20 protein-coding genes and 3 pseudogenes are annotated in these 21,225 nt (G+C 42.3%); 4 read left to right on the top strand and 19 right to left on the bottom strand.

What is annotated here, in order from left to right; all coding sequences use genetic code 11:
• Window positions 1-91: 91 nt before the first annotated feature.
• Both MNQ98_RS29680 and MNQ98_RS29675 read right to left on the bottom strand, forming a co-directional pair.
• Entirely contained in the window at window positions 92-619 is a 528-nt protein-coding gene (locus MNQ98_RS29680; RefSeq protein ID WP_347272242.1) for a hypothetical protein, read from the bottom strand.
• A gap of 36 nt (window positions 620-655) precedes the next feature.
• A complete protein-coding gene (locus tag MNQ98_RS29675; RefSeq protein WP_347272241.1) occupies window positions 656-877 on the bottom strand; it encodes a hypothetical protein in 222 nt (73 codons plus the stop codon).
• A gap of 90 nt (window positions 878-967) precedes the next feature.
• On the opposite strand from MNQ98_RS29675, the pseudogene MNQ98_RS06190 reads away from it, so the two are divergent.
• A pseudogene (locus MNQ98_RS06190) lies at window positions 968-1,246 on the top strand (IS3 family transposase); the annotation flags it as partial.
• 81 nt (window positions 1,247-1,327) lie between these two features.
• Here the strand turns inward: MNQ98_RS06190 and MNQ98_RS06185 are convergent.
• The 6 genes and pseudogenes from MNQ98_RS06185 to MNQ98_RS06160 all read right to left on the bottom strand — a co-directional run bounded on the left by MNQ98_RS06185 (window position 1,328) and on the right by MNQ98_RS06160 (window position 7,598).
• On the bottom strand, window positions 1,328-1,615 hold the full coding sequence (locus MNQ98_RS06185) for a MazG nucleotide pyrophosphohydrolase domain-containing protein (RefSeq protein WP_241932405.1): 288 nt from the start codon (window positions 1,613-1,615) through the stop codon (window positions 1,328-1,330).
• Window positions 1,616-1,772: 157 nt separating this feature from the next.
• Window positions 1,773-2,438 carry a carboxylesterase family protein gene (locus MNQ98_RS06180; protein ID WP_241932404.1) on the bottom strand — a complete coding sequence of 222 codons (666 nt, stop codon included), beginning with the start codon at window positions 2,436-2,438 and terminating at the stop codon, window positions 1,773-1,775.
• A gap of 238 nt (window positions 2,439-2,676) precedes the next feature.
• A complete protein-coding gene (locus tag MNQ98_RS06175; RefSeq protein WP_241932403.1) occupies window positions 2,677-4,236 on the bottom strand; it encodes a hypothetical protein in 1,560 nt (519 codons plus the stop codon).
• Window positions 4,237-4,662: 426 nt separating this feature from the next.
• A pseudogene (locus MNQ98_RS06170) lies at window positions 4,663-5,961 on the bottom strand (site-specific DNA-methyltransferase).
• A gap of 92 nt (window positions 5,962-6,053) precedes the next feature.
• The gene (locus MNQ98_RS06165) at window positions 6,054-6,824 is read right to left on the bottom strand and encodes a hypothetical protein (RefSeq protein WP_241932402.1); all 771 of its coding nucleotides are present in this window, start codon (window positions 6,822-6,824) and stop codon (window positions 6,054-6,056) included.
• A gap of 216 nt (window positions 6,825-7,040) precedes the next feature.
• The gene (locus MNQ98_RS06160; protein WP_241932401.1) at window positions 7,041-7,598 is read right to left on the bottom strand and encodes a hypothetical protein; all 558 of its coding nucleotides are present in this window, start codon (window positions 7,596-7,598) and stop codon (window positions 7,041-7,043) included.
• A 924-nt stretch (window positions 7,599-8,522) separates the two neighbouring features.
• On the opposite strand from MNQ98_RS06160, the gene MNQ98_RS06155 reads away from it, so the two are divergent.
• The gene (locus MNQ98_RS06155) at window positions 8,523-9,665 is read left to right on the top strand and encodes a hypothetical protein (RefSeq protein WP_241932400.1); all 1,143 of its coding nucleotides are present in this window, start codon (window positions 8,523-8,525) and stop codon (window positions 9,663-9,665) included.
• 94 nt (window positions 9,666-9,759) lie between these two features.
• On the opposite strand, the gene MNQ98_RS06150 is transcribed toward MNQ98_RS06155, so the two are convergent.
• Entirely contained in the window at window positions 9,760-10,209 is a 450-nt protein-coding gene (locus tag MNQ98_RS06150; RefSeq protein WP_241932399.1) for a hypothetical protein, read from the bottom strand.
• Window positions 10,210-10,326: 117 nt separating this feature from the next.
• Window positions 10,327-10,593, bottom strand: coding sequence for a hypothetical protein (locus tag MNQ98_RS06145; protein ID WP_241932398.1), 267 nt, complete (start codon window positions 10,591-10,593; stop codon window positions 10,327-10,329).
• Between the two features lie 93 nt (window positions 10,594-10,686).
• Here MNQ98_RS06145 and MNQ98_RS06140 point away from each other — a divergent pair, with 93 nt between their 5' ends.
• A complete protein-coding gene (locus MNQ98_RS06140; RefSeq protein WP_241932397.1) occupies window positions 10,687-10,932 on the top strand; it encodes a hypothetical protein in 246 nt (81 codons plus the stop codon).
• A 279-nt stretch (window positions 10,933-11,211) separates the two neighbouring features.
• A pseudogene (locus MNQ98_RS06135) lies at window positions 11,212-11,372 on the top strand (IS1182 family transposase); the annotation flags it as partial.
• Between the two features lie 245 nt (window positions 11,373-11,617).
• Here the strand turns inward: MNQ98_RS06135 and MNQ98_RS06130 are convergent.
• The 9 genes from MNQ98_RS06130 to MNQ98_RS06090 form a co-directional block, all read right to left on the bottom strand.
• Entirely contained in the window at window positions 11,618-12,106 is a 489-nt protein-coding gene (locus tag MNQ98_RS06130) for a cation:proton antiporter regulatory subunit (protein WP_208915509.1), read from the bottom strand.
• Between the two features lie 93 nt (window positions 12,107-12,199).
• Window positions 12,200-13,417 (bottom strand): cation:proton antiporter, encoded by a 1,218-nt coding sequence (locus MNQ98_RS06125; RefSeq protein WP_241932395.1) that lies wholly within the window; start codon window positions 13,415-13,417, stop codon window positions 12,200-12,202.
• A gap of 304 nt (window positions 13,418-13,721) precedes the next feature.
• Window positions 13,722-14,321: a response regulator transcription factor gene (locus MNQ98_RS06120; protein ID WP_208915511.1), complete on the bottom strand. Its 600-nt coding sequence runs from the start codon at window positions 14,319-14,321 to the stop codon at window positions 13,722-13,724.
• The gene (locus MNQ98_RS06115; RefSeq protein WP_241932394.1) at window positions 14,318-15,454 is read right to left on the bottom strand and encodes a sensor histidine kinase; all 1,137 of its coding nucleotides are present in this window, start codon (window positions 15,452-15,454) and stop codon (window positions 14,318-14,320) included. Before MNQ98_RS06115 ends, MNQ98_RS06120 begins: the two co-directional genes overlap by 4 nt.
• A gap of 63 nt (window positions 15,455-15,517) precedes the next feature.
• Complete coding sequence (gene desA, locus MNQ98_RS06110) at window positions 15,518-16,603, bottom strand: Delta(5) desaturase DesA (RefSeq protein ID WP_241932393.1); 1,086 nt, start codon at window positions 16,601-16,603, stop codon at window positions 15,518-15,520.
• Window positions 16,604-16,853: 250 nt separating this feature from the next.
• Window positions 16,854-17,849 (bottom strand): Gfo/Idh/MocA family protein, encoded by a 996-nt coding sequence (locus MNQ98_RS06105; RefSeq protein ID WP_241932392.1) that lies wholly within the window; start codon window positions 17,847-17,849, stop codon window positions 16,854-16,856.
• 49 nt (window positions 17,850-17,898) lie between these two features.
• Window positions 17,899-18,354, bottom strand: a complete 456-nt coding sequence (locus tag MNQ98_RS06100) for an acyl-CoA thioesterase (protein WP_241932391.1) — start codon at window positions 18,352-18,354, stop codon at window positions 17,899-17,901.
• Window positions 18,355-18,670: 316 nt separating this feature from the next.
• Window positions 18,671-19,666: an ABC transporter permease gene (locus MNQ98_RS06095; protein ID WP_241932390.1), complete on the bottom strand. Its 996-nt coding sequence runs from the start codon at window positions 19,664-19,666 to the stop codon at window positions 18,671-18,673.
• Window positions 19,663-21,153: a sugar ABC transporter ATP-binding protein gene (locus MNQ98_RS06090; RefSeq protein ID WP_241933858.1), complete on the bottom strand. Its 1,491-nt coding sequence runs from the start codon at window positions 21,151-21,153 to the stop codon at window positions 19,663-19,665. The genes MNQ98_RS06095 and MNQ98_RS06090 overlap by 4 nt, the downstream gene beginning before the upstream one ends.
• Window positions 21,154-21,225 lie beyond the last annotated feature (72 nt).

Below are 21,225 nucleotides of genomic sequence, written 5' to 3'. Positions count from 1 at the left end.
ACAAAGGAGCATATGCTTTCGATGCGAGCTTTCCTTTGGAAAACTTTTACCGCTGCCGCTTCTCCGGAATCGTTTCGTCCTCTCCGCTGCTTCATATCTCTTTACAGCAGTCGTTGTATTTGATTAGCCCCTCCACCAGGGCAGATGCGACGTCCCGACTGCCGTCTACGACCTCATTGGCCGCCTTGATAACACGCAGGATGCCGCGCTTCTTGATGGCTGCAATAAAAGAAGCTGCCGAAGGGTCGATAATGACTCCCTTAACCGGCAGCTTGCCTACAAACTCTATGAGATTATCGCAGTATTCCTCGTCCGTTTTCTGCCGGCTGCGCGCCCGGCCGTCGTAGTGGTATTCTTTGACCTTGTACCAGATGCTCTGACTTTGACCCCATAGCCCAAATGTAGTCGGGTTCTGAGTACCGTAGTCACAACTGACATAATATTGGGTGAATGGCCGTTCCTCAGTCGGTACAACGTGCTCGTCTTTGTCAAACTTGTCGTATATAACGCCCTCCGCCAGCACCCACAAGCCAAGAATATACCGCTTATAGAATACGCCGCTGAACAGCCGGCGGTAGCCGTCTTTGATCTGTTCGGACAGCGACAGGTTATCATCCATCGTGAAATGCAGATGCAGCTCACGCTTCTCGATAGCCTAATCGAGCCATTCTACTTTGAACCAATGGTACGGGCTCGCCGGGTTGCAGTTGAACCAATATTTCCGGCCTTCAACAGAGCAGCGCGCCATGGCCTGATTGACAAACGATTGAGGCATCAAAGCCACCTCGTCAAAAAACATGCCGGCCAGCGTTATACCTTGATTCAAGTCCTGGCTGCGCTCGTCCTTCCCGCCAAACAGGAAAAAGTAGTTGGCCACCAGCCCGCGGCTGATCGTCAGGACGTATCATGGACGCTGTAGCCCTGGCTCGTCAGCATGCGCTTGAGCGGTCCGATCACGTTCCGTCGCTGGCACTATCAGATGAAACAGTATCGTCATGCTCTCGAAGAACGTGGTATCAAGCAAAGTATGTCCCGCAAAGTTAACTGCTACGATAACGCTGTTATTGAAAACTTCTTTGGCATCATGAAATCTGAATTGCTGTATTTAATGGAATTTGAAAGTATTGCGCATTTTAAACAAGAGCTATCAAAATACATCGATTATTACAATAACAAGCGAATTAAAGCGAAACTAAAAGGCATGAGTCCGGTACAGTACCGAACTCATGCCCAACAAATCGCCTAATGGAATAACGTGTCTAACTTTATGGGGTCACTTCATATAGGCGGTTGATTCTAAACTATAGTGTCCCGTTAGCTTAATCCCTTAACTGTATTTTTCTTTATTAATCGCTTCTTTTAATTGATGACAATTCTCTAAATCAATATCGTACACATTAGCTAAGCAAGTAACATAGTAGAGTACATCGTACAGTTCTTCTTCAATGGTTCCTTTTATCGTGCTCTGATCAGTTAGCCGCTTACCTTTCCTTAAAACCTCAGCTAATTCGCCTATTTCCTCGATCAATTTCAGAAAGTATGCCTGCTTAAGTTCAGGCTTATAATCCTTTTCTTTAAGTATTGATTGCAATTGCTTCAGTGTTAAATCAGACACCTATTTCCCCCCAGATAAAATTGATTGTTAACATATATTTCTTGGTTTACTAAGCAATCTCCTTCTGAATTCTCCTGCCCGTTAGCTGAACAGGCTGCCGATGATCTCGGCAGCCTGTTTTCATGGTGCTATCGTGTCCCGTTAGTGTAAAACAACTTCATTTCCTTACCATTAAAGAATGACCTAGAAACCAGCTATATAATTCCGGATTATCGTATGTTTCTGTCCAGGAGTTGTGATTCGACTCAGGATAAATTGTGAAAGAGACATTTCCACCGTTTTCGCGAAGTGAGTCTACCATTTCTTTTGATTCAGCAATAGGAACTATATCATCCTTTGCGCCATGGAATGCCCAGGTGGGTGTTCCTATTAGTTCATGTATCCGGTTGGGGTTACCTCCACCACATATTGGAGCGATAGCCGCGAACCTTCCTGGATATTCTGCTGCTAAGTGCCACGTCCCATAACCACCCATGCTTAGCCCCGTCAAGTATAACCGATCTGGATCTACGTTGTAGTTTGCAATAACCTCATCTACTAATGCCATCAATCCGTCTTGTTCAGCATTCCAAAAAGAATCCTCCGGGCATTGAGGGGAAATCGTAATGAATGGAAAAGAAGGATCGCGTTCTGCTATCATAGGAATTCCATGTGCTTTTACCAACTCCAGATCATCTCCACGTTCACCTGCCCCGTGAAGAAATAAGATTAAAGGCCAATTAATTGAGGATTCTTGTTCATAATGATCTGGCAAATGTAAGAGGTATTTCATCCGCACTCTTTTTGTTATTTCTTTTTCCAATTTATTTACGGTTTGACTCATTGTATCTCCCTCACTTTACTGATATCTCCCATAGGGGGTAAAAATAGAATTCCTCATATTTCCTGAAATTCCTTCAGTTGTATTTCATAGTGTTGGGCTCTTGTTGCATTAAACTGCCCGTTAGCTTAATAAAATGAGCAGACTCCGCAGCCTGCTCAACAATGGTTTATTTATCAACTATCGTTCCCAGTTAACTCAACAACATAATTCCAGTTCGTATTTACATGTTTGATTACGTTTATTCTGGCACGGTGATATGGAGTTCACCCTTCACCAGGTTTGGTGAATATTTGGATGAAACTTCGAAAGTGATTTTGTTGGGGATGTGGTTCATGATAATCTTAGACGGAAAGAATATCGCTGTTCCATGTTTAATGTAATTTATCTTGTAAGAAATCACATCAATATTATCCCGCTCATGGACATCATAACAAAATATCGAATCAAACTTTGAACGATATTTACTCCGCTTTCTCTTCAAATTCTCTTCATAGGAGTTAAGTACCGAGGGAACTCCGAAATACACTTGAGATACCGGACGATCATCATAATCGGAAATGAAAGGACTCCTTCGACTGGTATACAAAAGATCGAAGAATGAATCTCCCATTTCTATTACCTCATCGTCAGGTTCAGGCAATTGACTTGGCAAACAAAGACTTCCTTTAGGGAAGTACAATCTGACATCAACATCTTCGTCAAACTTTGTACCTCTGTTGGTCAATGCCAAGTCAACGAAATACTTGTTGTCCAATACACCGAAGAACCTTCCAAATTCTTTATACTTTTTGATTTCCCAGTACAGTTTTTGGATCAACCTGTATTTTTCCTGTTCATCATCTGTTCCGCTCAGATTAGGTGTTCCGCCACCAAAAGGAAGACTAAAAACAACTTTTTGTCTCATTAATTCCCCGATATGGAAGAACTCATCGTCACATGACAACGATTCCTTTTCCATAAAGTTAATTATCGTAGATTTATACACTTCAGGTAACGTCACATTTTCCATAGATATACCTGGGATATTTAATTGATTCATATAGCTTTGAATGTTATTTATTTCGACAGAATCAAGCACAGCGGGTTCATTCTTCACTACGTAAGGGATAGATATGCCTTTTATTTGTTCCACCATTTCCTTGGCACTGTTAATAATATCTTCCATGAACTTAGACTGGAGATAATTGTTCTTATAGGCTACCGGGTTATCTGCAACTTCATCTTTGGCTACCCCAATAATGGAAAGAGAACTGGTTTCATTTTCAGGTTTAATTACGCTCTCATCATCTTTTGTAACTTTCAAAAAATGCATAGAGAGATGGTTGAAAAGAAGGTCTCGAAATTCTTCTTGTCTTGAATACGTCCAGTAAATCCCTCTGTCTTGATACTTCTCTCTAAATTGCAATACCTTTTCGTACTGGTTTCGGTTTACTTGGGATGGTTGTTTCGCTACATCACTAAAATAGACAAACACTTGTTTGTCCATTTTCAACAACTCTTCAATTTCCTCTTCAGTTCCCGAACCGTAATTTTCTGTAGGTGTTCCGAATTTTGTCCAAAATACCCCTACCGCCAAATCACATTCAAGTACAAATTGCTTGTTTAGTAGAGCTTGAGGCTTGCCACCTGATTCGGGATAGGAATTAGTAGACCAGTGCTTTGAATTTAATATAATTCCTTTATCCGAACCTATGGTTCGATTAAATCGCTCGATACATTCTTTGATAATTTCTATTTCATAAGAAACTTCCGTTGTACATGAAATCAATATGTCATACTGCAACAAATGTTTTGGCATTTTAACCTTCCCTATTCTCATGGATTTTATGGAAACATTTACAAAATAAAGTTATAAAATCATTGCCTAGGCTGTTAATAATCTTTGGTGTCAATATGTAGTGTAACGATTGAGAAATACCTGTAATTCACCAATACACAAATTCTACAATTCTCAATAGGTAAATGGTACCATAGCATAGATTGTTACGCCACTGGCAGCGCACAGCACTCAGTCAGCTTTAGTGTAGGTTTGTTTAAACTCGGTTTTATTTACCCGAAAAGCACTACCAGCATCAGCAATCAGATAAAGGATAGATAGTAATTTGCAGAAAATCTATAAGGACAATAGGCTCTATATACATACCCAACTGCCACACATTTATTGAGCTAAACTGCCTGTTAGCTTAATTAAGAGAATCAATAGTCAAATGAATCTATATTATTTTTAAGCTGTAGGATCAACACGACGAAGTAGGACAGGCTCGATGCCGGTCGCTTCCTGATATCTACGCTTAATGACGTCACAGAACACTGGATCAAGTTCCAACGTTCGGCAGCTTCGGTCAGGCTGGTCACAGGTCATCAGCGTGCTGCCGGATCCGCCGAAGAAGTCAACTACATCATCACCGGGCTGGCTACTGTTGCCGATCGGTATGGCCAGCAGCTCGAGCGGCTTTTGGGTAGGATGAACATACTTCGATACATCGCCGCGGGACACTTCCCACACCGTTGACGGTTCCGGATCCTCACCAGGTAATCCTGAACGCCATACTGTAGCCTGCCGGCGGTCTCCGTACTAGGCGGGAGCTTTGCCTCGCATATGCCCGTAAAATACAGGTTCATGCTGCCAACGGTATTGGGACCACCCGAAAGAAGCAGCATTCTTTACCAAGACACAATGCGTCCGAACCGTAATGCCAGCAGCATTCATGGCATCCTCGAAGTCACGCTGGTAAGACGATGGATGGAATACATATATCGCTGCAGTTGGATCCATGACTGCTGAATAATTCTGAAACACAGCTGCAAAAAGCTCGCAAATTCCTCTGCGGGTATGTCGTCGTTCATTATGCTACTACGGCCATCGGCGGCTAAACGAGATGACGTGCTTTCTACAGCCACATTATACGGTGGATCGGTAACAATAAGCGCTGCTTTCTTACCATCCATGAGCAGTGCAACGTCTTCCGGATCCGTTGCATCCCCGCATACTAATCGATGCTGACCAAGCTGCCATACGTCACCCCGGCGGGTTTCCGGTTCCTTGATATTATCTAAGGCTCGTTGGACGTCGAAATCATCCTCAACTACCGGTGTCTCAACTTCCGGTACGTCCGGCAGCGTGCTGATCAGGTCCTGAAACTCACCCTGGTCAAAACTAGACAATGAAAGTTCAGCTCCACTCACCTGCAGGTCTTCCAACAACCAAGCGAGTGCTCCCTCATCCCACCGACCTGATATTTTGTTTAGGGCAATGTTCAGCAGCTTCTCCTGTCGATCGTCCAGATCTACAACGGATACAGCCAGCTCAGTACAGCCCTGCTCGTTAACCATGATCTTGTAACGCTTGATGGCCGCCAACCATGTTCCCGGTTCGTTCATTCCAAACAATCGGTTCAACGTACCCAAAAGTTGCGATGGACTGCTTCAACTTTTCATATTCAGGATCTCCCGGCTGTAAATTCACTCTCGGGTTATAAGCTGCTGCATTAATTTGATCTATTGATATGACTCTGATATTCATCTTTATCCGCTCCTAATAGCAATTACGTAAATCTCTCCTAACATAAAAAAGAGCCCCGCTACTCAAGGACTCTTAATATATAGATATCACGTTTATTTTAATTCTTTTATTAGATTTTCAATCTCTAAAACAGACATTTCTTCGAGACTTAAAAGTTTATATGCGGTTTCCCCTAGAGCAGTTAGTTCCATGCATCCAGGAATTACCTCATCCCACCCGAACATAGCATTAAACGAATTTTGTAATAGGAGCTGTGCATCTCTCCAAGTGGCATTAGTTTTATCTGCTTCAGCCATCAGTTTTTGTACAAGCCCCAATTGAGTTAACTCGAAGATTTCTTGAAGAATCGAAATATTTTCAGAAAAAAACATCACAGTTTCCGTTGTTTTAAGTCCCAGAACATTGTTTTTGTTTTGATAGAAAAGCTTTATTAAACAAAGCTGTCTGTATGTCATTGTTCCGACTAATTTCAAAAGAAAATTTGCTTGTGCTACACTTACCTTTTCAAAAGCTACATTCACAAAGAGATTGCTTATATAATTTGATTTCTTTTGTTCATGTTCTAATTTACACTTTGTCAACACACCCTCGAAAATTTCCTCCGCGCTTGAACGATAGTTTTCATTGCTTGCAAAGAACCTGTCGTCATCTCTAGGAGTGAATCCATTTTGAATTTTCGATTCTATCTTTCCTATACAGTATTTAGCAGCCTCTCCAACTCGAAACTCCTCTAACTTTGACAATTGCCTATTAGCGTAATCTTCGCAAACATAACCTATCAAGGGTCCAACAACAGGCACACTCTCAATCAAAGCTTTAGGAATTTGGATTAATGCTGATAATGCATCTTTCTCATTACTCATGCACATTCCCTCCAACAATAAAAATACCATGTAACTCGGAAGTTTACTTCTCTTATTTGTGTTGAGTTGGTTTCTACATGATTGAAGCACGACATATAGGAGCATACGCCAACACTATGCCCCTTCTCTGCCGTTTTCTGTTCATCGCCGATTCTTAGAACAACTGAGAAGGCCAGGTGACTATAGGAAATAAGAAAAACGCTGGAATGTTAAACTTCAATTACGAAGTTTATCTAATTCAATAATCTGTTTTGAATTAAAATCTTTGATTTTTAAACGATATTCTGATATTTTAAATGCAATTTCTCTAAAATCACTGTAAAGATGATTTTTACCTTCTTTGTAAACACCTAACTGAATATTGGACTCAACTTCACATAATTCTAAAAAGGACTTCATCTCTAGAAAATCCTTATATATTTCTTGTGGAATGTAGTCATCATTCACCTGATTTAATTTAATAATTGAGAAGTTAAGAGCAGAAATCAATCTTTCGAGCAATGTTACTTTTTGTGAAGGAGAATATTCAGTATCACCTTCAATCAATCCATAAACGTCATACACTGATGCAGCAGCTGAATCGAGCCAACTATCTATGACATAGAAAGTTTTAACCGAATTTTCTAACTCCTTTATTCTTTCCTTTTTATCTTGATATGCAATTTGTTTTTTAAATAAAATCACGGCAATTATACCGGCCAAAGCCGCTCCAATAAATCCCCCAAATGTCTGTATCCATGCATTAGCATCAATGCTGTTGAAAAATTCTACCAAAATTAATCCCTCCTATCGACTCTTTTCGACGATTAGCAGGGAGTTCCCTTCTTTACACACCGCTGTTTGCTGCAGAACTGTTTCGTTCCTTCCCATTTCCCCCAGATACAACCTTTGCATTTATCAGTCTGCTTCGAACCAGTATACTGCCTTTTGAGCTTCCTTACCATATAAAAATCACCTTTCAGATAAAATAAAAAAGCCGCCCAAGAATGGACGACTACTATCGATTTATGTACGCATTTCTGCGATATTATTACATTTTTAAGCATTTGCATACCGCTTTTGAAAGAATGGCGGCCGTACCGGACGCAGCAAAAACGCTGCGCTCTTTGCTTTAAAAGCATCTGCACTTAGTATCTAGAGAGGAAGAACAAGACCATTTTAACGAACTGCAGAAATTGGAGTCAATTTGCATAGTGAGTCAATTCTATACCCTTCTTCTTATTTCTCTCAATCCCTCAATGATTCTTATTATTTCAACATCAGAGAATCTGAGATATAGTTTTAAAACCCAAGGTCTTGTTTGATCTTAATAACAAGGAAGGTTTTTCCTCCATGTTGACGAAATTCTATATATGGAGGTGATTGTTTGTATTTGCTTGAGAAGTTGAATAAATTCGTATTAATTATACTAATCTCAGCTCTGGCTTGTGTGCTGTTTATCAAAGGAATAATTTGGGCTTTTGATCAAACAGATGAGAATATAAAGAACCTTCCTAAGAACTGGCCAGCGTCTACTGTGACAACAACAAAATAACAATAGAAAAAGCGAGAAGATTTACGCCCCGGTCATATGCTGCATTCATGCAGCCGTGCGTGTCATTCTCGCCTTTTTCTACAATTCCATACTATCATGTACTTATCTTCATTAGACTATCAATCAACATTCAATTTTCTAACATACAATTTAGGAGAATTTTTATGGACTCATTCACGAGAGAATACACCAGAAATAATACTTTTAACATACTAATCGAAAATTTAGATTATTATAAAAAACATGCGATGTATAAAAATGAGGAGTTAGTAAGAACAACTGTCATAAATAAGCTTGGCCTACCCAGTGGTGATCGATTTATATATGAATATGCATCTAACCCTTTAGTAGTAATCGACTTGGTTAGGGATCTAGCATTCAAGTTTGATTGGCGAGAAGAATCAAAGATTGCATTTACTGTTTTGAAGTCAATCGAGCAGTCTCCAGGAAGTTTAATAAGAGTAAGAAAAGTACTTCCGTCAAATTATGTTTTTGGACATGAATTAAAAACCAAAAACAGCTTGTATTGCTTTGCAAATGGATTTCCTTATCTTATTACAAGAAACTCACGTAGACATACTGGCGAAACAGAACTTTCTGAGCTGACCTTGGGAAATATTCTGCGAGAAGAAGTAAAAACCATTTCTTCTTTATCGTTAATATTAAATTACGGATCCTGTAATATACCAATAAATTATGCTTACTGTGATATACCAGAATTTTTGTTTCACAAATCAAAAAACTTTAACGAAGAAACACCGTATCGAGCCGCTGCTTTATTACATATATTCTCCTTTTTACAACCTTCACGTTATGAATCAGCTCTTATAAGGGATACTAAATATGCTTTCAGAACAGAAGATATAGATTTCAAAAAAATACGGCTTTACAATAATAATTTTAAACTACGCGATAAATTAGCACTCAGAACAGCATTCTTATTAATAAAATCAAAATATTTAGCATATAGTCCGGACTACATTTTTATGGAAGATGCCTGTGCTAATTTGTTTTTTGGTCTCGAAGGCTGTTTAAGACTAATTAATAGGAGATTTTTTGGAGACGAAAATTTCAACTTTAAAAAAACTATTCAGGCTATCGAAAGAACTTTTAGCTATGCACCAGGATATTCGTCGATGTTAGAAGATGCATATAACCTTAGAGTAAATATTGTGCATCCAGAATCAAAATTTAATGATAAGTGGTTTCCAATTCTATATGCTGAAGACTATCATGAAAATTTGGAGATGGCTGCAGATCTTTTATACTTTGCTTTGACGGGTGACTTTTTAAAAAACGAAGCTTGATAATATATACAAGGCAGCCAATAGTCAATATTATCTCGGGCTGCCTTGATCCATTAGAAGTCCTTATTATCAATTTAAAAGAAACCAATTAATTTTAAAGTATTGCTATGCTCTCTATACCTTCTGATATCTTGCGGTGGATCGTACTGTCACTTAGACTACGCCTAAAGAACAATATCGTCTCCTTGTAAGAGTACCCTTGGATGTACCGATAATCGACTGCGCGCTTCGCTTCTTCATCTTGAATGAGTGCCCAAGCCCGCCGAAGCTGGTGCGTATAAAACTGGTACTGTTGAAATACCCAACGCTGCTTTTCAATCAGAATTGTAGCATTGGCCGTCTTATCAGCATGCATATCCTCCTGATCGATGCGACGAGCTGCTTCGCCATCAATGGCCACTTGTTTTAAATCTTCTTCGAATTTTTCAAAATCCTGCATGAGAATCGTCATCTCTTTATATTTTCCGAGCAGGAATTTTGTTCGCTGGATCTCTGCTTCATTTGCTGTTGGAAAGAGTTCCCGTTGCCCCCATGCCATCGCCATTCCCCTCAATCCCCTTTATGCTATAATTATTGAGAGGAATATATTACCGATTGATTGACCCCCGCCCCGGCCAAGGATGTGGGGGTCTTTGCGTTCACCAATTCCTTGCATTTTTTCTTATGCTTCGCACTCCCTTGGAAGGGACACGACTAATTGCATTTGAATCAACACTTTTTCAAGGATCTCTAAAGGGTCATCAGAGTCTTTCATGCCTTCACAAATTTCAATGGCTTCTTTTACTGCTTTATCGAGTTTATCTGCACGTTTTTTCTCAGTTGCTGCTTGCTGGAGCCAGTGCTTTAAAACTTCAGGCCAAACTAAATACTGTCCTCCGTCATCAAACCCATTACAATATTCCATATCTTCTTGCCAGTCTCTATTCATTCCACACCTCCTAAATCCTCTGATTCATTTTACCTCCTATTTACCGGAACTTCCATTTAGTTCCTGCGTATTTAACAGTAAGGGGTTGATCTTATGTTTTTACTAATACTCGATGTTCTGATCATATCGATTAACGTTCTGATCATTTTGTTCGGTCTGTATGTCTTCATTAATCCAGATAATGATTGGTTACGAATGTTCAAGGGAATTCCTGACGATGTAGAGCAAGATGATATTGACTTATTGAAAATTAAATTTAGGGCTGTAATCGCAATAATGCTCGGTGTGATAATGGGTTCGTTTTCGGTATTGCAGGCCATCGTTACACATATTGGGTAGGGAGGTAGATATTTTAGAAGTCCATTCTAACCTCCTCCTTAATGAACCATTGCCGACAAGGGTTCACCCCCTTGTTAATTTCTATGAGATGCCGGAATAGACTTTCCGACTATAGGAGCCAATTCTTCTGGACTGAGTGTGTATTCCTTGACTTCGCTTGGCGATGACGCCTGCATTCATTTGCCCGTTTGGTACATATCCATTTTAAAACATAGACAAAAAGAAACCGCCCTTTGGTAAAATGGAAGTGTCTTGCAACCATCTTAAGGAGCAATTTCTTTGTACATTCAATATACCATGGACCAATTCTGTCTGCCAAAAGATCTGGAAGAAGATATCCTCCAAAATCACCTTGTTCGTATTGTTAATGCTACCGTTAATCGTCTGGATGACAAGATTTTTCAAGCAGCCTATCCGGTGGTGGTCGAGATAGCTACCACCGCCCGCAAAAAATCTTCAATTGCTTTCTTTTATTTTGCCGATAAATCTTACATAATCTAAAGCTCGGTCGCATACGCTCCTTTGTCCCCGAATTTCTTCCATTAAAAACAATTTGAGAAATCCAGGGGCAAGAGCGATCGTAGGAACGATTTGTTCGCGCAGCGTCTCACAACAGAAAGAAGGGGGCGTCCCAGGTCAATATGACCTTTTGGGACACCCCTTTGCTTCATGCATTCAAATAACATTAGCCATTGGTCAAAAGTTCTTTCACCTGCTTAATCTGCTTACGCTCTCCTGCGAGAACTAGTGTGGATCCGGCTGTTAGCCGATCCTCCGGCCCGGGATTTATCTTCTGCTCATTCTTTTTCACAATGGCCAGAACATTAGCTCCGGTACGTTGGCGTACTTGCAGCTCTGCGATCGTCTTATCCACGGCTTTATAGTGGGGTTCGATCCGGAACCATTCAATAATCAAATCATCAAGAGATACCTCAATTGTCTCCAGCGCTTTCGGCTTATACGTCATTCCTCCGATAATTCCCGCGATCTGACGGGCCTCATCGTCCTCCAGCGAAACCATCGAGATGCTCTCATCCGGATCATTATCTTCAAAATGATACAGCTCTCTGCGGCCATCATCATGTATAACAATAACCAGTTTATCTCCAGATCTCGTATTCACTTGAAATTTCTTACCGATCCCAGGCAGATCGGATTCTCTGATCATACTCATTCTTTGAATCCTCCCGTTCAACTGCATATTCTGTGCCTTCATCAAAAACTCATACCATGAAGATAACACACTTTAGTAGTCTCGTAGCACTTATTAGCCATTTTCTTTTACGTTAATTTTTGGCTCGCTCCATTTAAACACTTTGTTCAGTGCTTTGTAAATATGTTTTGATTCTTTTGTTAACAATGGACCGACTATAGCGAGAACCAAAACATATAGTGCAGAGAAAGGTTTTAGTATAGGAGCCAATCCACCGGCTATCCCCAAGTTAGCTACGATAATTGTAAATTCTCCTCTTGCCATAATTGTAAGTCCGATATTAGCGGAAGACTTATGAGACAAACCTGCATTCCTTCCTGCCATCATCCCAGCTACAAAGTTGCAGATGACCGTAAGTAGAATAGCTCCAAGTGCCATCCATAACGCATCTCCAAGCGCCAGCGGATCTATACTCAATCCGAAGCTGAAGAAGAAGATTGCACCGAAGAAATCCCGGAATGGTACAACGAGATGCTCAATTCGTTTGCTATGCTCCGTTTCCGATAAAGCGAGCCCGAACAGTAGCGCACCGATCGCTTCTGCCACGTGCAGCGTCTCGGAGAAACCAGCGATAAAGAATAGTGAAGAAAACACAACGATGATAAATATTTCACTCGATGAGATATTAAGAATCTTATTTAAAATCGGTGTACCCTTTCTTGCAATCAAGAAGAACAGCAGCATGTATCCTATGGAGATGGATACCGATAAGAGTGTTGCTCCTACTGAAGTAGCTCCTCCAAGCAGCAGTCCCGACATGACGGACAGAAATACCGCCAGAAAAATATCATCGAACAAAATCATTCCGAGTATCAACTCGGTTTCCGAGTTACCGGTACGTCTTAAATCAACCAAAACCTTCGCTACGATAGCACTTGATGAAACGGAAAGCATACCTGCAATAATCAAAACTTCATACAGCGGCAGACCGAATAAGAAACCATATCCGATCCCGAGTACAAAATTCAGTACTACATAAACAGTTCCACCATATACAATATTTTTGCCAGACTTAATTAATTTCTGAACCGAGAATTCCAAGCCCAGATAAAACAACAAGAACAAAACTCCAATCCGCCCTAAAAACTCGATAATACTTTGACTTTCAATGAACTTAAAGTCAAATATTCCGATAGTTGGTGCGTGAGGGCCGACCAACATTCCAAGTACGATAAGAAATGGAATGATCGAAAATTTTAGCTTGCCTGCTAGAACTGAAGCAAGGGCAATAAGCATAAGGGCCGTACCGACTTCAAATATCATGTGGTCCATACAACGTTCGTCCTCCTCCTTAATGGTGACTTATCGGCAATCATTCTATATTATACAGAAATAATGCATACATTTACAGAGCAAGCTCATTAATTCAAACGAAAATTATTTTATTGATAATAAAATCACAGAAAATAAAACACCTTATTTTTCAATCATTATATTATTCCCAAAATTTACGTGTCCTATTCTCATAAATATTTTTTCATCAAGATACCTAACCACGAATACAAAAAAATGTATAAAAATTCATTTATTTGACAAAAAAAAGAACCGTTAATCGGCTCTTTATGGCAAATGAAAATTATTTAAACCAGCCCTTTTCTTGGAACCGGGTGATCGCCTCAATCCGGTTGCTGACACCAAGCTTATCAAGAATGACAGATATGTAGTTGCGGACCGTACCTGTCGTAATAAACAATTCACTTGCAATTTCCTTCGTGTTCTTGCCGTCGGCAATAAGCCCAAGCACTTCCTTCTCCCGCTGTGTCAGAGGGTTCTCTTCGCCGTAAGCCTCATCCACCAGCTCTGGAGCATAAATGCGGCGTCCGTCCATGATGCTGCGGATCGAAGTAGCCAACTCTTCACTGGGACTGTCTTTTAACAAATATCCGTGAGCGCCAGCTTTTAGAGCCCGTTCAAAGTATCCGGGACGCGCAAAGGTCGTAAGAATCATAATCTTACACCCCATTCCCCTAAGTTCCTCAGCTGCTTCAAGTCCGCTCTTGATCGGCATTTCGATATCCATGATGCATACATCCGGCTTATGCTGATGAACAAGCTTAACGGCATCTTCACCGTTATTCGCTGTTCCTACCACCTGCATATCGTCTTCGAGATCCAATAAGGAGGCAAGTGCTCCAAGCAGCATCCGTTGGTCCTCCGCTATGACTACAGAAATCATATCCCTGCCTCCTTCTCTGGATGTTTCAGAACATTTGGCACTTTTATCACCAGAATGGTTCCTTTATCGGACTTCATCTCCATACTCCCGTTCACGAATTCAAGCCGTTCCCACATGCCTCTAAGCCCATTTCCTCGGGTATAAGCCGTTTCACTAGGTATACCAATTCCATTGTCTTTCACAGTAACGATAAGATCTGTTCTGCCGGGTTCAATCATAATGGAGCAGGCCGAGGCACTGCTGTGCTTCACAATATTATTGACGGCTTCCTTCAGGCACATGCTAAGCACATTTTCATTCATTAGCGATATGTTGGTCAGTTCCGAATTGCCTTCGAGTGTAAACTCGATTTGGGCCGCCTTCAGGATCTGAGAAATACGGAATATTTCATCCTCCAGACGGGTGCCACGCATTTCAGTAACCATTTCTCGAACTTCCTTGAGGGCACTTCTGGCCGTTTGTCTTACATCATTGATCTCAGCTTGAGCCCGAGCAGGATTTTTCGTAATGAGCTTGCTGGCGAGATCGCTTTTGAGGCCAATCAAAGATAACTTTTGACCCAGCGTATCATGCAAATCACGTGCAATACGTTGCCGCTCCTCCAACTTCACCATCTCCGATATCTTCTTGTTCGCGTCTTCAAGCTGGATCTGAAGCATATCATTCTTATTCCGATTGTACGTGGTGACTGGCAGCAGGATAACGGCTACTACACTGATGATCACGAAGGGAAGTTGGGTAATAAACCAGGGAGTTTTCGATACAAATCCGTAATTAATCGAAATAACAGTTGTAACTAAATGAATGGAATACAACGTGAAAAATCCGATCCGGTTTTTAATATTCCCGATGAAGAATGCCAGAAACAGTGCGAAATAGACATAGCCGAATACCAATGTCATTGTAATCGAGATCAAGATCTGAACACTTGTCCAGAAGTATACGAGCCAACCCTTGGATACAAAAGAAAGCACATAACATACGAAAAAGACAAGAATGATGATGATTCCGATCACAACTTCGTAGGTGGATGAAGAACGGAATATAAAGTAAAAAGGAAGGATATAAAAGACGACCCATACGTACGGGTTAAGGCCCGTGTTTCTCTGGAAAATTTGATGCCATTTCTGCATGGGTCGCCCACCTTTGTTCATCTTTGTTACCTGTATTTTATCATAAACGTGTCGACCAGAGCGTTACTTTCCCTGTAGACCTGTTTTCGGCAGATGTATAGGCTCTGCAGCTGACGCAGGCGTGTCAGTGTTGGGCTTTGTATGCTTCCTACGCTTCATATCTTTAAAGCTGATTAAAGACTTGCTGCTCTCATCCCACAACCGGAAGTTCAGCGCCTTCAAGCTGGTACGGATGGTGATCGTTGTTGCCTTTTGAAGAGGTGGAGACGCATCATGGGCTTTCTCCAAGTTATAGTTCGGAACTTTCGGACTCAGGTGATGTACATGATGGAAACCAATATTACCGGTAATCCATTGCAGCATCTTAGGCAGCTTATAGTACGAGCTTCCTTCAACAGCCGCATTAATATATGACCATTCTTCGTCATGCTCAAAATACGTATCCTCAAACTGATGCTGCACATAGAACATCCAAATGCCCATCATACCGGAGAAAAAGAAGACCGGAGCCTGTACCAATACAAAGGCCTGCCATCCAATCAACCAGCAGAGCAGCGCATACAGCGCTACAATAGAAACGTTCGTGATATAGGTGCTGATCTTCTCCTTGCGCTTCGCACCTTTCCGATTAAAACGGTATGTTAGCAGGAATATAAAAATCGGGCCCAGTCCAAACATAACTAGTGGATTTCTGTAAAACCGGTACGCAAACCGTGTCCAGAATGAAGCTTCTGCATACTCATCTACCGTGAGGACCCACATGTCACCGGTTCCACGTTTATCAAGATTGCTGCTTGTAGCGTGGTGAATGGAGTGACTGATCTTCCATTTTTGATAAGGAACAAGCGTGATCACACCTGTAATGGTGCCGAGAATTTCGTTCGCCCGGCGGCTCTTGAAGAAAGACTGGTGACAGCAGTCGTGAAATATAATAAATGTCCGAACTACAAACCCGGAGGTTACGATAGCTATAGGAATCGTTAACCAATACGATACGGACAGACTTAAATATGCGGCATACCATAGCACTACCAGAGGCACTAGAGTATTAAACATCTGTCTGATACTCGATTTCGTCTCTATTTTTTCGTAGGGAGTTACAGTTTTTTTCAAGCTGGATAGGTTATTGGTGTTATTGGGTTGGGCCATTGCAGGTTTCCTCCTCGATATGACACATGAGTACGTTGTGACACCTAATACGTACTATTCTATTTTAATTATAGATAGCTTTTGTCATACGCTGTAGTCATAAACGTCAAGTCGAGGGTATGACAAACGTCATATATAAAGTGGAAATAGCAGGTCAACTTGTTATATTTTGTGACAAAAAGAAAAAAACCCAAGCACTCTGCAGCTTGAGTTATAGGATGGGTATAAGATTTTTGTTGTTTTTCCAGAATCATGCATTGTCGTCAGCGGGGAACCGAAGCCCGATCTGCTTCCTCGCTTCCGCGGCTATCTCGGCCGTAATCAATGAATTTTCAAGGGAGTTGATGACACTGTCTCTCTTATCAGTTTCCAGCAACTCAATGAATTCCTTAACCTCATAATACATGGACTCATGACTCTGTGATTGTGTAATATCCTCTATCGTACCATCCCTATAATGTATCTTCACATCATAAGGCTGGTTGATCTTATCAATGACCATCGTGCCATTCTCACCCTGAATCTCGGCAGGCACATAGGAATGACTAATTTTGGAGTGCATGATCACCGCGTCCATCTTCGGGTAACGAAGCACCATACTGCCTTCTCCATCTACTCCGGAGGACAGCAACACCCCAACAGCTTGTACTGCATCGGGTCTTCCGAACAAGGCCACCATCGGATAAATACAGTAAACCCCCAGATCCATCAGTGAACCGTTCGAAAACTTGGGGTTAAAGGCATTGAGAACGGTACCCTGCTTATAGGCATCATACCGTGATGAATACTGGCAGTAACTTGCAAAATAACGGCGTACCCGGCCGAGCTTATACATATTATCCTTTATCGCCTTAAAGTTCGGCATGAGAGTCGACTTCATAGCTTCCATAAGTAGCACATTGTTTTCACGGGCAGCGGCTATCATTTTTTGTACTTCATACGGATTAGAAGCAAGCGGCTTTTCGCACAGCACATGCTTCCCATGATTCATACACAGGATCGCTTGCTCTGCGTGAAAAGAGTTGGGACTCGCTATGTACACGGCATCCAGTACATCGCTTGATACCATCTGCTGCAGGTCAGTAAACACAGCGGGGGGATGATCGTATTGTGCCGCGAAGACTGCGCCCTTCTCCTCCGAACGGGAGTGCACTGCTGTCAGGACAAACTGCTCAGTTTCCATGGCAGCCTGTATAAAACGTTCCGTAATCCAGTTGGTGCCAATAATGCCAAAGCGTACTTTCATGATTCATCGCCTTCTTTCCTGTATCATATTAGATGTACTCGCCAACCGTTTATTCCCATCCTTCAAAAGTGGATATGATCTTGCGTGCTTCATCCGGAATCGGCATGCTTTTCCCACTCTTCGTATCAATAAGCACAATCGTTCCGCGCCCCGCAGCCTTCAGCTGGCCGTTTACCACGATGGCATACTGCACATCCATAGAGGAACGGCCCATCTCTGCTACTTTAACATGCAGCATGAGAGGATCCTTGAGATACATCTGCGCCATGTATTGACACTCCAGATCCGCGACAACAGATACAGCCTTTTCACTAAACAACTCTTCTGTTAGCCCCAGGTTCTCGAAGTACTCAATCCGTCCTTGTTCGTAATACATAAAATAGCTTACATTATTTACATGTCCCAACATATCCGTCTCACAATAACGAATCTTAATCGGAATGGAGAAATGGAATGTGTCCAACCAGCTCTGAGGATCCGGTTGTACAAAGGTAGTCTTTTTCATGATGAGTATGAGTCCCCTTTCGCGGTATGTGTAAAACCACTTCTACAAGGATAATGAATACAAGTTATACCCGTCAACAATGATCTCTAACATGGAGTGGCAAGTTTATTGAAATCATGGACCATTAGGCGGATCTTTGACCATGCCAGTTACTCCATCCCCTATGTTTCGATATCGTGTCAATGATTTCCTTCCGAGAACAAAAGGACCGCCCTGCTGTGGCAGCATATCTGCCTTTACGGGACGGTTCTACATGATTTACAGCATATCCAATTGAATCATAAATACGAGACCTGCATCTTTAAACTAGGAAGTTTCAGACAAACTTTTTCTTATAATAGGTCACGGCCAAAGCCAGTGCCAGCACAGAGCCTTTTACAATATCCATCGCATAATATGGGACAGACAGCATAATCAGACCATTTTGCAAAATACCGATTAGTACAGCACCAACAAATGTTCCAAGCGCGTTCGGCTTACCAGCACCAAGAACAGAATATCCAATAAACGCTGCTGCTACGGCATCCATAAGATAAGGACTGCCTGCATTCACCTCGGCGTTCATCACGCGCGCGCCCAAAATAATGCCGCCAACGGCTGCAAAAAGCGCTGAGATCACATAAGCCGCAAGTCGGTATTTGCTGACCGCAATGCCTGAGAGTTCTGCCGCTTCGCGGTTGCCTCCAATCATATACATATAGCGCCCATGCTTCGTGTACGTCAGGAACAAATGAACTACAACAACAACGAGCAGCATAATGATAATAATCCAGGGAACCTGTCCAATCTTCTCGAACACCGCGGGAATTTTCCCTTCAGCGAATTCGCCGTTTGGCATGATCATATTTTGGGAAACCGTCGCGCCCCGGGTGTAAGTGAGCGCCACACCTTGAAAGATAAACATCGTCGCCAGTGTCATCAGCATATCCTGGATCTTGAAGTTGATGACCAAGAACGCATTTATGAGGCCAACGGCCAGACAGAACACCAGCGTGATGGCAATGCCCGCCCCGATATTTTGCCCATGCCACACAAATAAGGAAATGACCAGCGCATTGGCAAGTGAGGCCGTGGAACCGACCGACAGGTCAAACCCGCCGACGGCAAGCGACACGGTAAGTCCGACAGCAATGATCGTGACGATGGAAATGGAACGCAAAATATTAATAATATTGCTCGTATTTAAAAAGTTGTCGTTAAGGATGCCAAACACCGCGATCAGCACAACTACCGTAATGATCGTGCCGTATTTGTATAAAAAATCAAACGCGCTGCGCACCGGCTTTTCCTGCAGTGCTCTTGCTGTGTTCATATTAACCCGCCTCCTGTGCAGTACAACAATATCTCCTCTTCATTACTTTCTCGAGTCTCCAGCTCCTTCGTGATGCTGCCGTCATACATGACGTAGACCCTGTCGGTAATGCCGATGATCTCTGACAACTCGCTGGATGCATATAGTACACATTTGCCTCGGCCAGCCAGGTCCTCTACCAGTTCAAAAATATCCCGCTTTGCTCCGACGTCAACTCCCTTGGTCGGTTCGTCAAAAATGTACACATCCGCGTCCACCAGCAGCCACTTGCCTATGGCAATCTTTTGCTGATTACCGCCGGACAGGCTGCTTACCTTCGTTCGTTCATTAGGTGTTTTGATACCCAAGTTATCTATAATCATGGCAGAAGTACTCTTTTCTTTCGCTGGACTGAGCCACGAACCCCATCTACAAAATTGAGACAACACCACTGCTGTCAAATTGACGGAAACCGATTCTTCAACGAACACACCCTCACGACGCCGCTCCTCTGGGACGAGTACAATGCCCTGCCGAACAGCATCATAAGGTGATGAAATGCGCAATTTCCTGCCATGAAGTCTTAGCTCCCCTGAAGAGGTCTTGGAAGCTCCGAATATCGCGCGGCACAGCTCCGTCTTACCGGCTCCGACCAAACCTGCGAGACCCACAATTTCGCCTTGGCGAATATGCAAACTCACATCATGAACCTTGCCCCGGTCATGAATACCGTGTGCCTCGAACCATAGCTCTCCAATGGTGCGCTTCTTATGAGGAAACTGCTGCTCCATTCTGGCGTCCAACATATGCTCCACGACCTCAGACTGATCCAGATTGGCTATTCTGTCACTCACAATCCGCTTGCCGTCACGCAAAATGGTTATTTCATCACAAATCTCATACAGCTCTGGAAGCCGGTGAGATATGAAAATAACGCCGACTCCTTCCGATTTCAATTTCCTCACAAGCGAGAATAGACGATTTGTTTCATTATGGCTAAGAGGAGCCGTCGGCTCGTCCAGCACAAGAATACGGCACTGCTTCGTAATGGAACGTGCAATGAGCACCATCTGTTTCTCTGCAAGGGTCAGTTCTTGAACCAGCTTGAGTGTAGAGATCCGGATGTTCATCCGGTCCAAAATGGCTTGTGCCTCCTGATGCAGCCCTTTCCAGTTAATGACATGACGCTTGCCCATATCGTGGACCATACGGTCGAGCATAATGTTCTCTGCTACGGTCAGATTATGAATAAGGGCCGTATCCACCTCTTGATACACGACCTGAACGCCGAGTTCCTTGGCGTCTTTGGGAGAGGATATCTTGGCCTTTTGCCCTTCAATCGAGATCTCGCCATCGTAGTGATCATAAGCTCCGGCAAGAATTTTCATCAGGGTGGATTTGCCTGCTCCATTGGCTCCAATAAGCGCGTGTGCTGTTCCTGCCTTCAGCTTAAAATCAACCTCCGTTAAAGCTTTCACACCCGGAAAAGTGATCGTAATCTGTTTCATCTGCAGCAATGGTGCAGAGAGATCTGCTATTACTGAGGGGTCTGCCTTCACTGAGGTGTCAGCTGTAATTGA

This window comes from Paenibacillus sp. N3/727, from assembly GCF_022637315.1.
Classification (GTDB): Bacteria; Bacillota; Bacilli; order Paenibacillales; family Paenibacillaceae; genus Paenibacillus_AQ; species Paenibacillus_AQ uliginis.
The sequence above is the reverse complement of the archived record's forward strand: the minus strand, read 5'-3'. Positions and strand labels throughout refer to the sequence as shown.

Bases quoted from the DNA above. Each gene is read 5' to 3' on its own strand.
- MNQ98_RS29680 (WP_347272242.1), bottom strand. From the start codon at position 619: ATGGATGATAACCTGTCGCTGTCCGAACAGATCAAAGACGGCTACCGC.
- MNQ98_RS06180 (WP_241932404.1), bottom strand. From the start codon at position 2,438: ATGAGTCAAACCGTAAATAAATTGGAAAAAGAAATAACAAAAAGAGTG.
- MNQ98_RS06175 (WP_241932403.1), bottom strand. From the start codon at position 4,236: ATGCCAAAACATTTGTTGCAGTATGACATATTGATTTCATGTACAACG.
- MNQ98_RS06165 (WP_241932402.1), bottom strand. From the start codon at position 6,824: ATGAGTAATGAGAAAGATGCATTATCAGCATTAATCCAAATTCCTAAA.
- MNQ98_RS06155 (WP_241932400.1), top strand. From the start codon at position 8,523: ATGGACTCATTCACGAGAGAATACACCAGAAATAATACTTTTAACATA.
- MNQ98_RS06150 (WP_241932399.1), bottom strand. From the start codon at position 10,209: ATGGCGATGGCATGGGGGCAACGGGAACTCTTTCCAACAGCAAATGAA.
- MNQ98_RS06145 (WP_241932398.1), bottom strand. From the start codon at position 10,593: ATGAATAGAGACTGGCAAGAAGATATGGAATATTGTAATGGGTTTGAT.
- MNQ98_RS06140 (WP_241932397.1), top strand. From the start codon at position 10,687: ATGTTTTTACTAATACTCGATGTTCTGATCATATCGATTAACGTTCTG.
- MNQ98_RS06130 (WP_208915509.1), bottom strand. From the start codon at position 12,106: ATGAGTATGATCAGAGAATCCGATCTGCCTGGGATCGGTAAGAAATTT.
- MNQ98_RS06125 (WP_241932395.1), bottom strand. From the start codon at position 13,417: ATGGACCACATGATATTTGAAGTCGGTACGGCCCTTATGCTTATTGCC.
- MNQ98_RS06120 (WP_208915511.1), bottom strand. From the start codon at position 14,321: ATGATTTCTGTAGTCATAGCGGAGGACCAACGGATGCTGCTTGGAGCA.
- MNQ98_RS06115 (WP_241932394.1), bottom strand. From the start codon at position 15,454: ATGCAGAAATGGCATCAAATTTTCCAGAGAAACACGGGCCTTAACCCG.
- desA (WP_241932393.1), bottom strand. From the start codon at position 16,603: ATGGCCCAACCCAATAACACCAATAACCTATCCAGCTTGAAAAAAACT.
- MNQ98_RS06105 (WP_241932392.1), bottom strand. From the start codon at position 17,849: ATGAAAGTACGCTTTGGCATTATTGGCACCAACTGGATTACGGAACGT.
- MNQ98_RS06100 (WP_241932391.1), bottom strand. From the start codon at position 18,354: ATGAAAAAGACTACCTTTGTACAACCGGATCCTCAGAGCTGGTTGGAC.
- MNQ98_RS06095 (WP_241932390.1), bottom strand. From the start codon at position 19,666: ATGAACACAGCAAGAGCACTGCAGGAAAAGCCGGTGCGCAGCGCGTTT.
- MNQ98_RS06090 (WP_241933858.1), bottom strand. From the start codon at position 21,153: ATGAAACAGATTACGATCACTTTTCCGGGTGTGAAAGCTTTAACGGAG.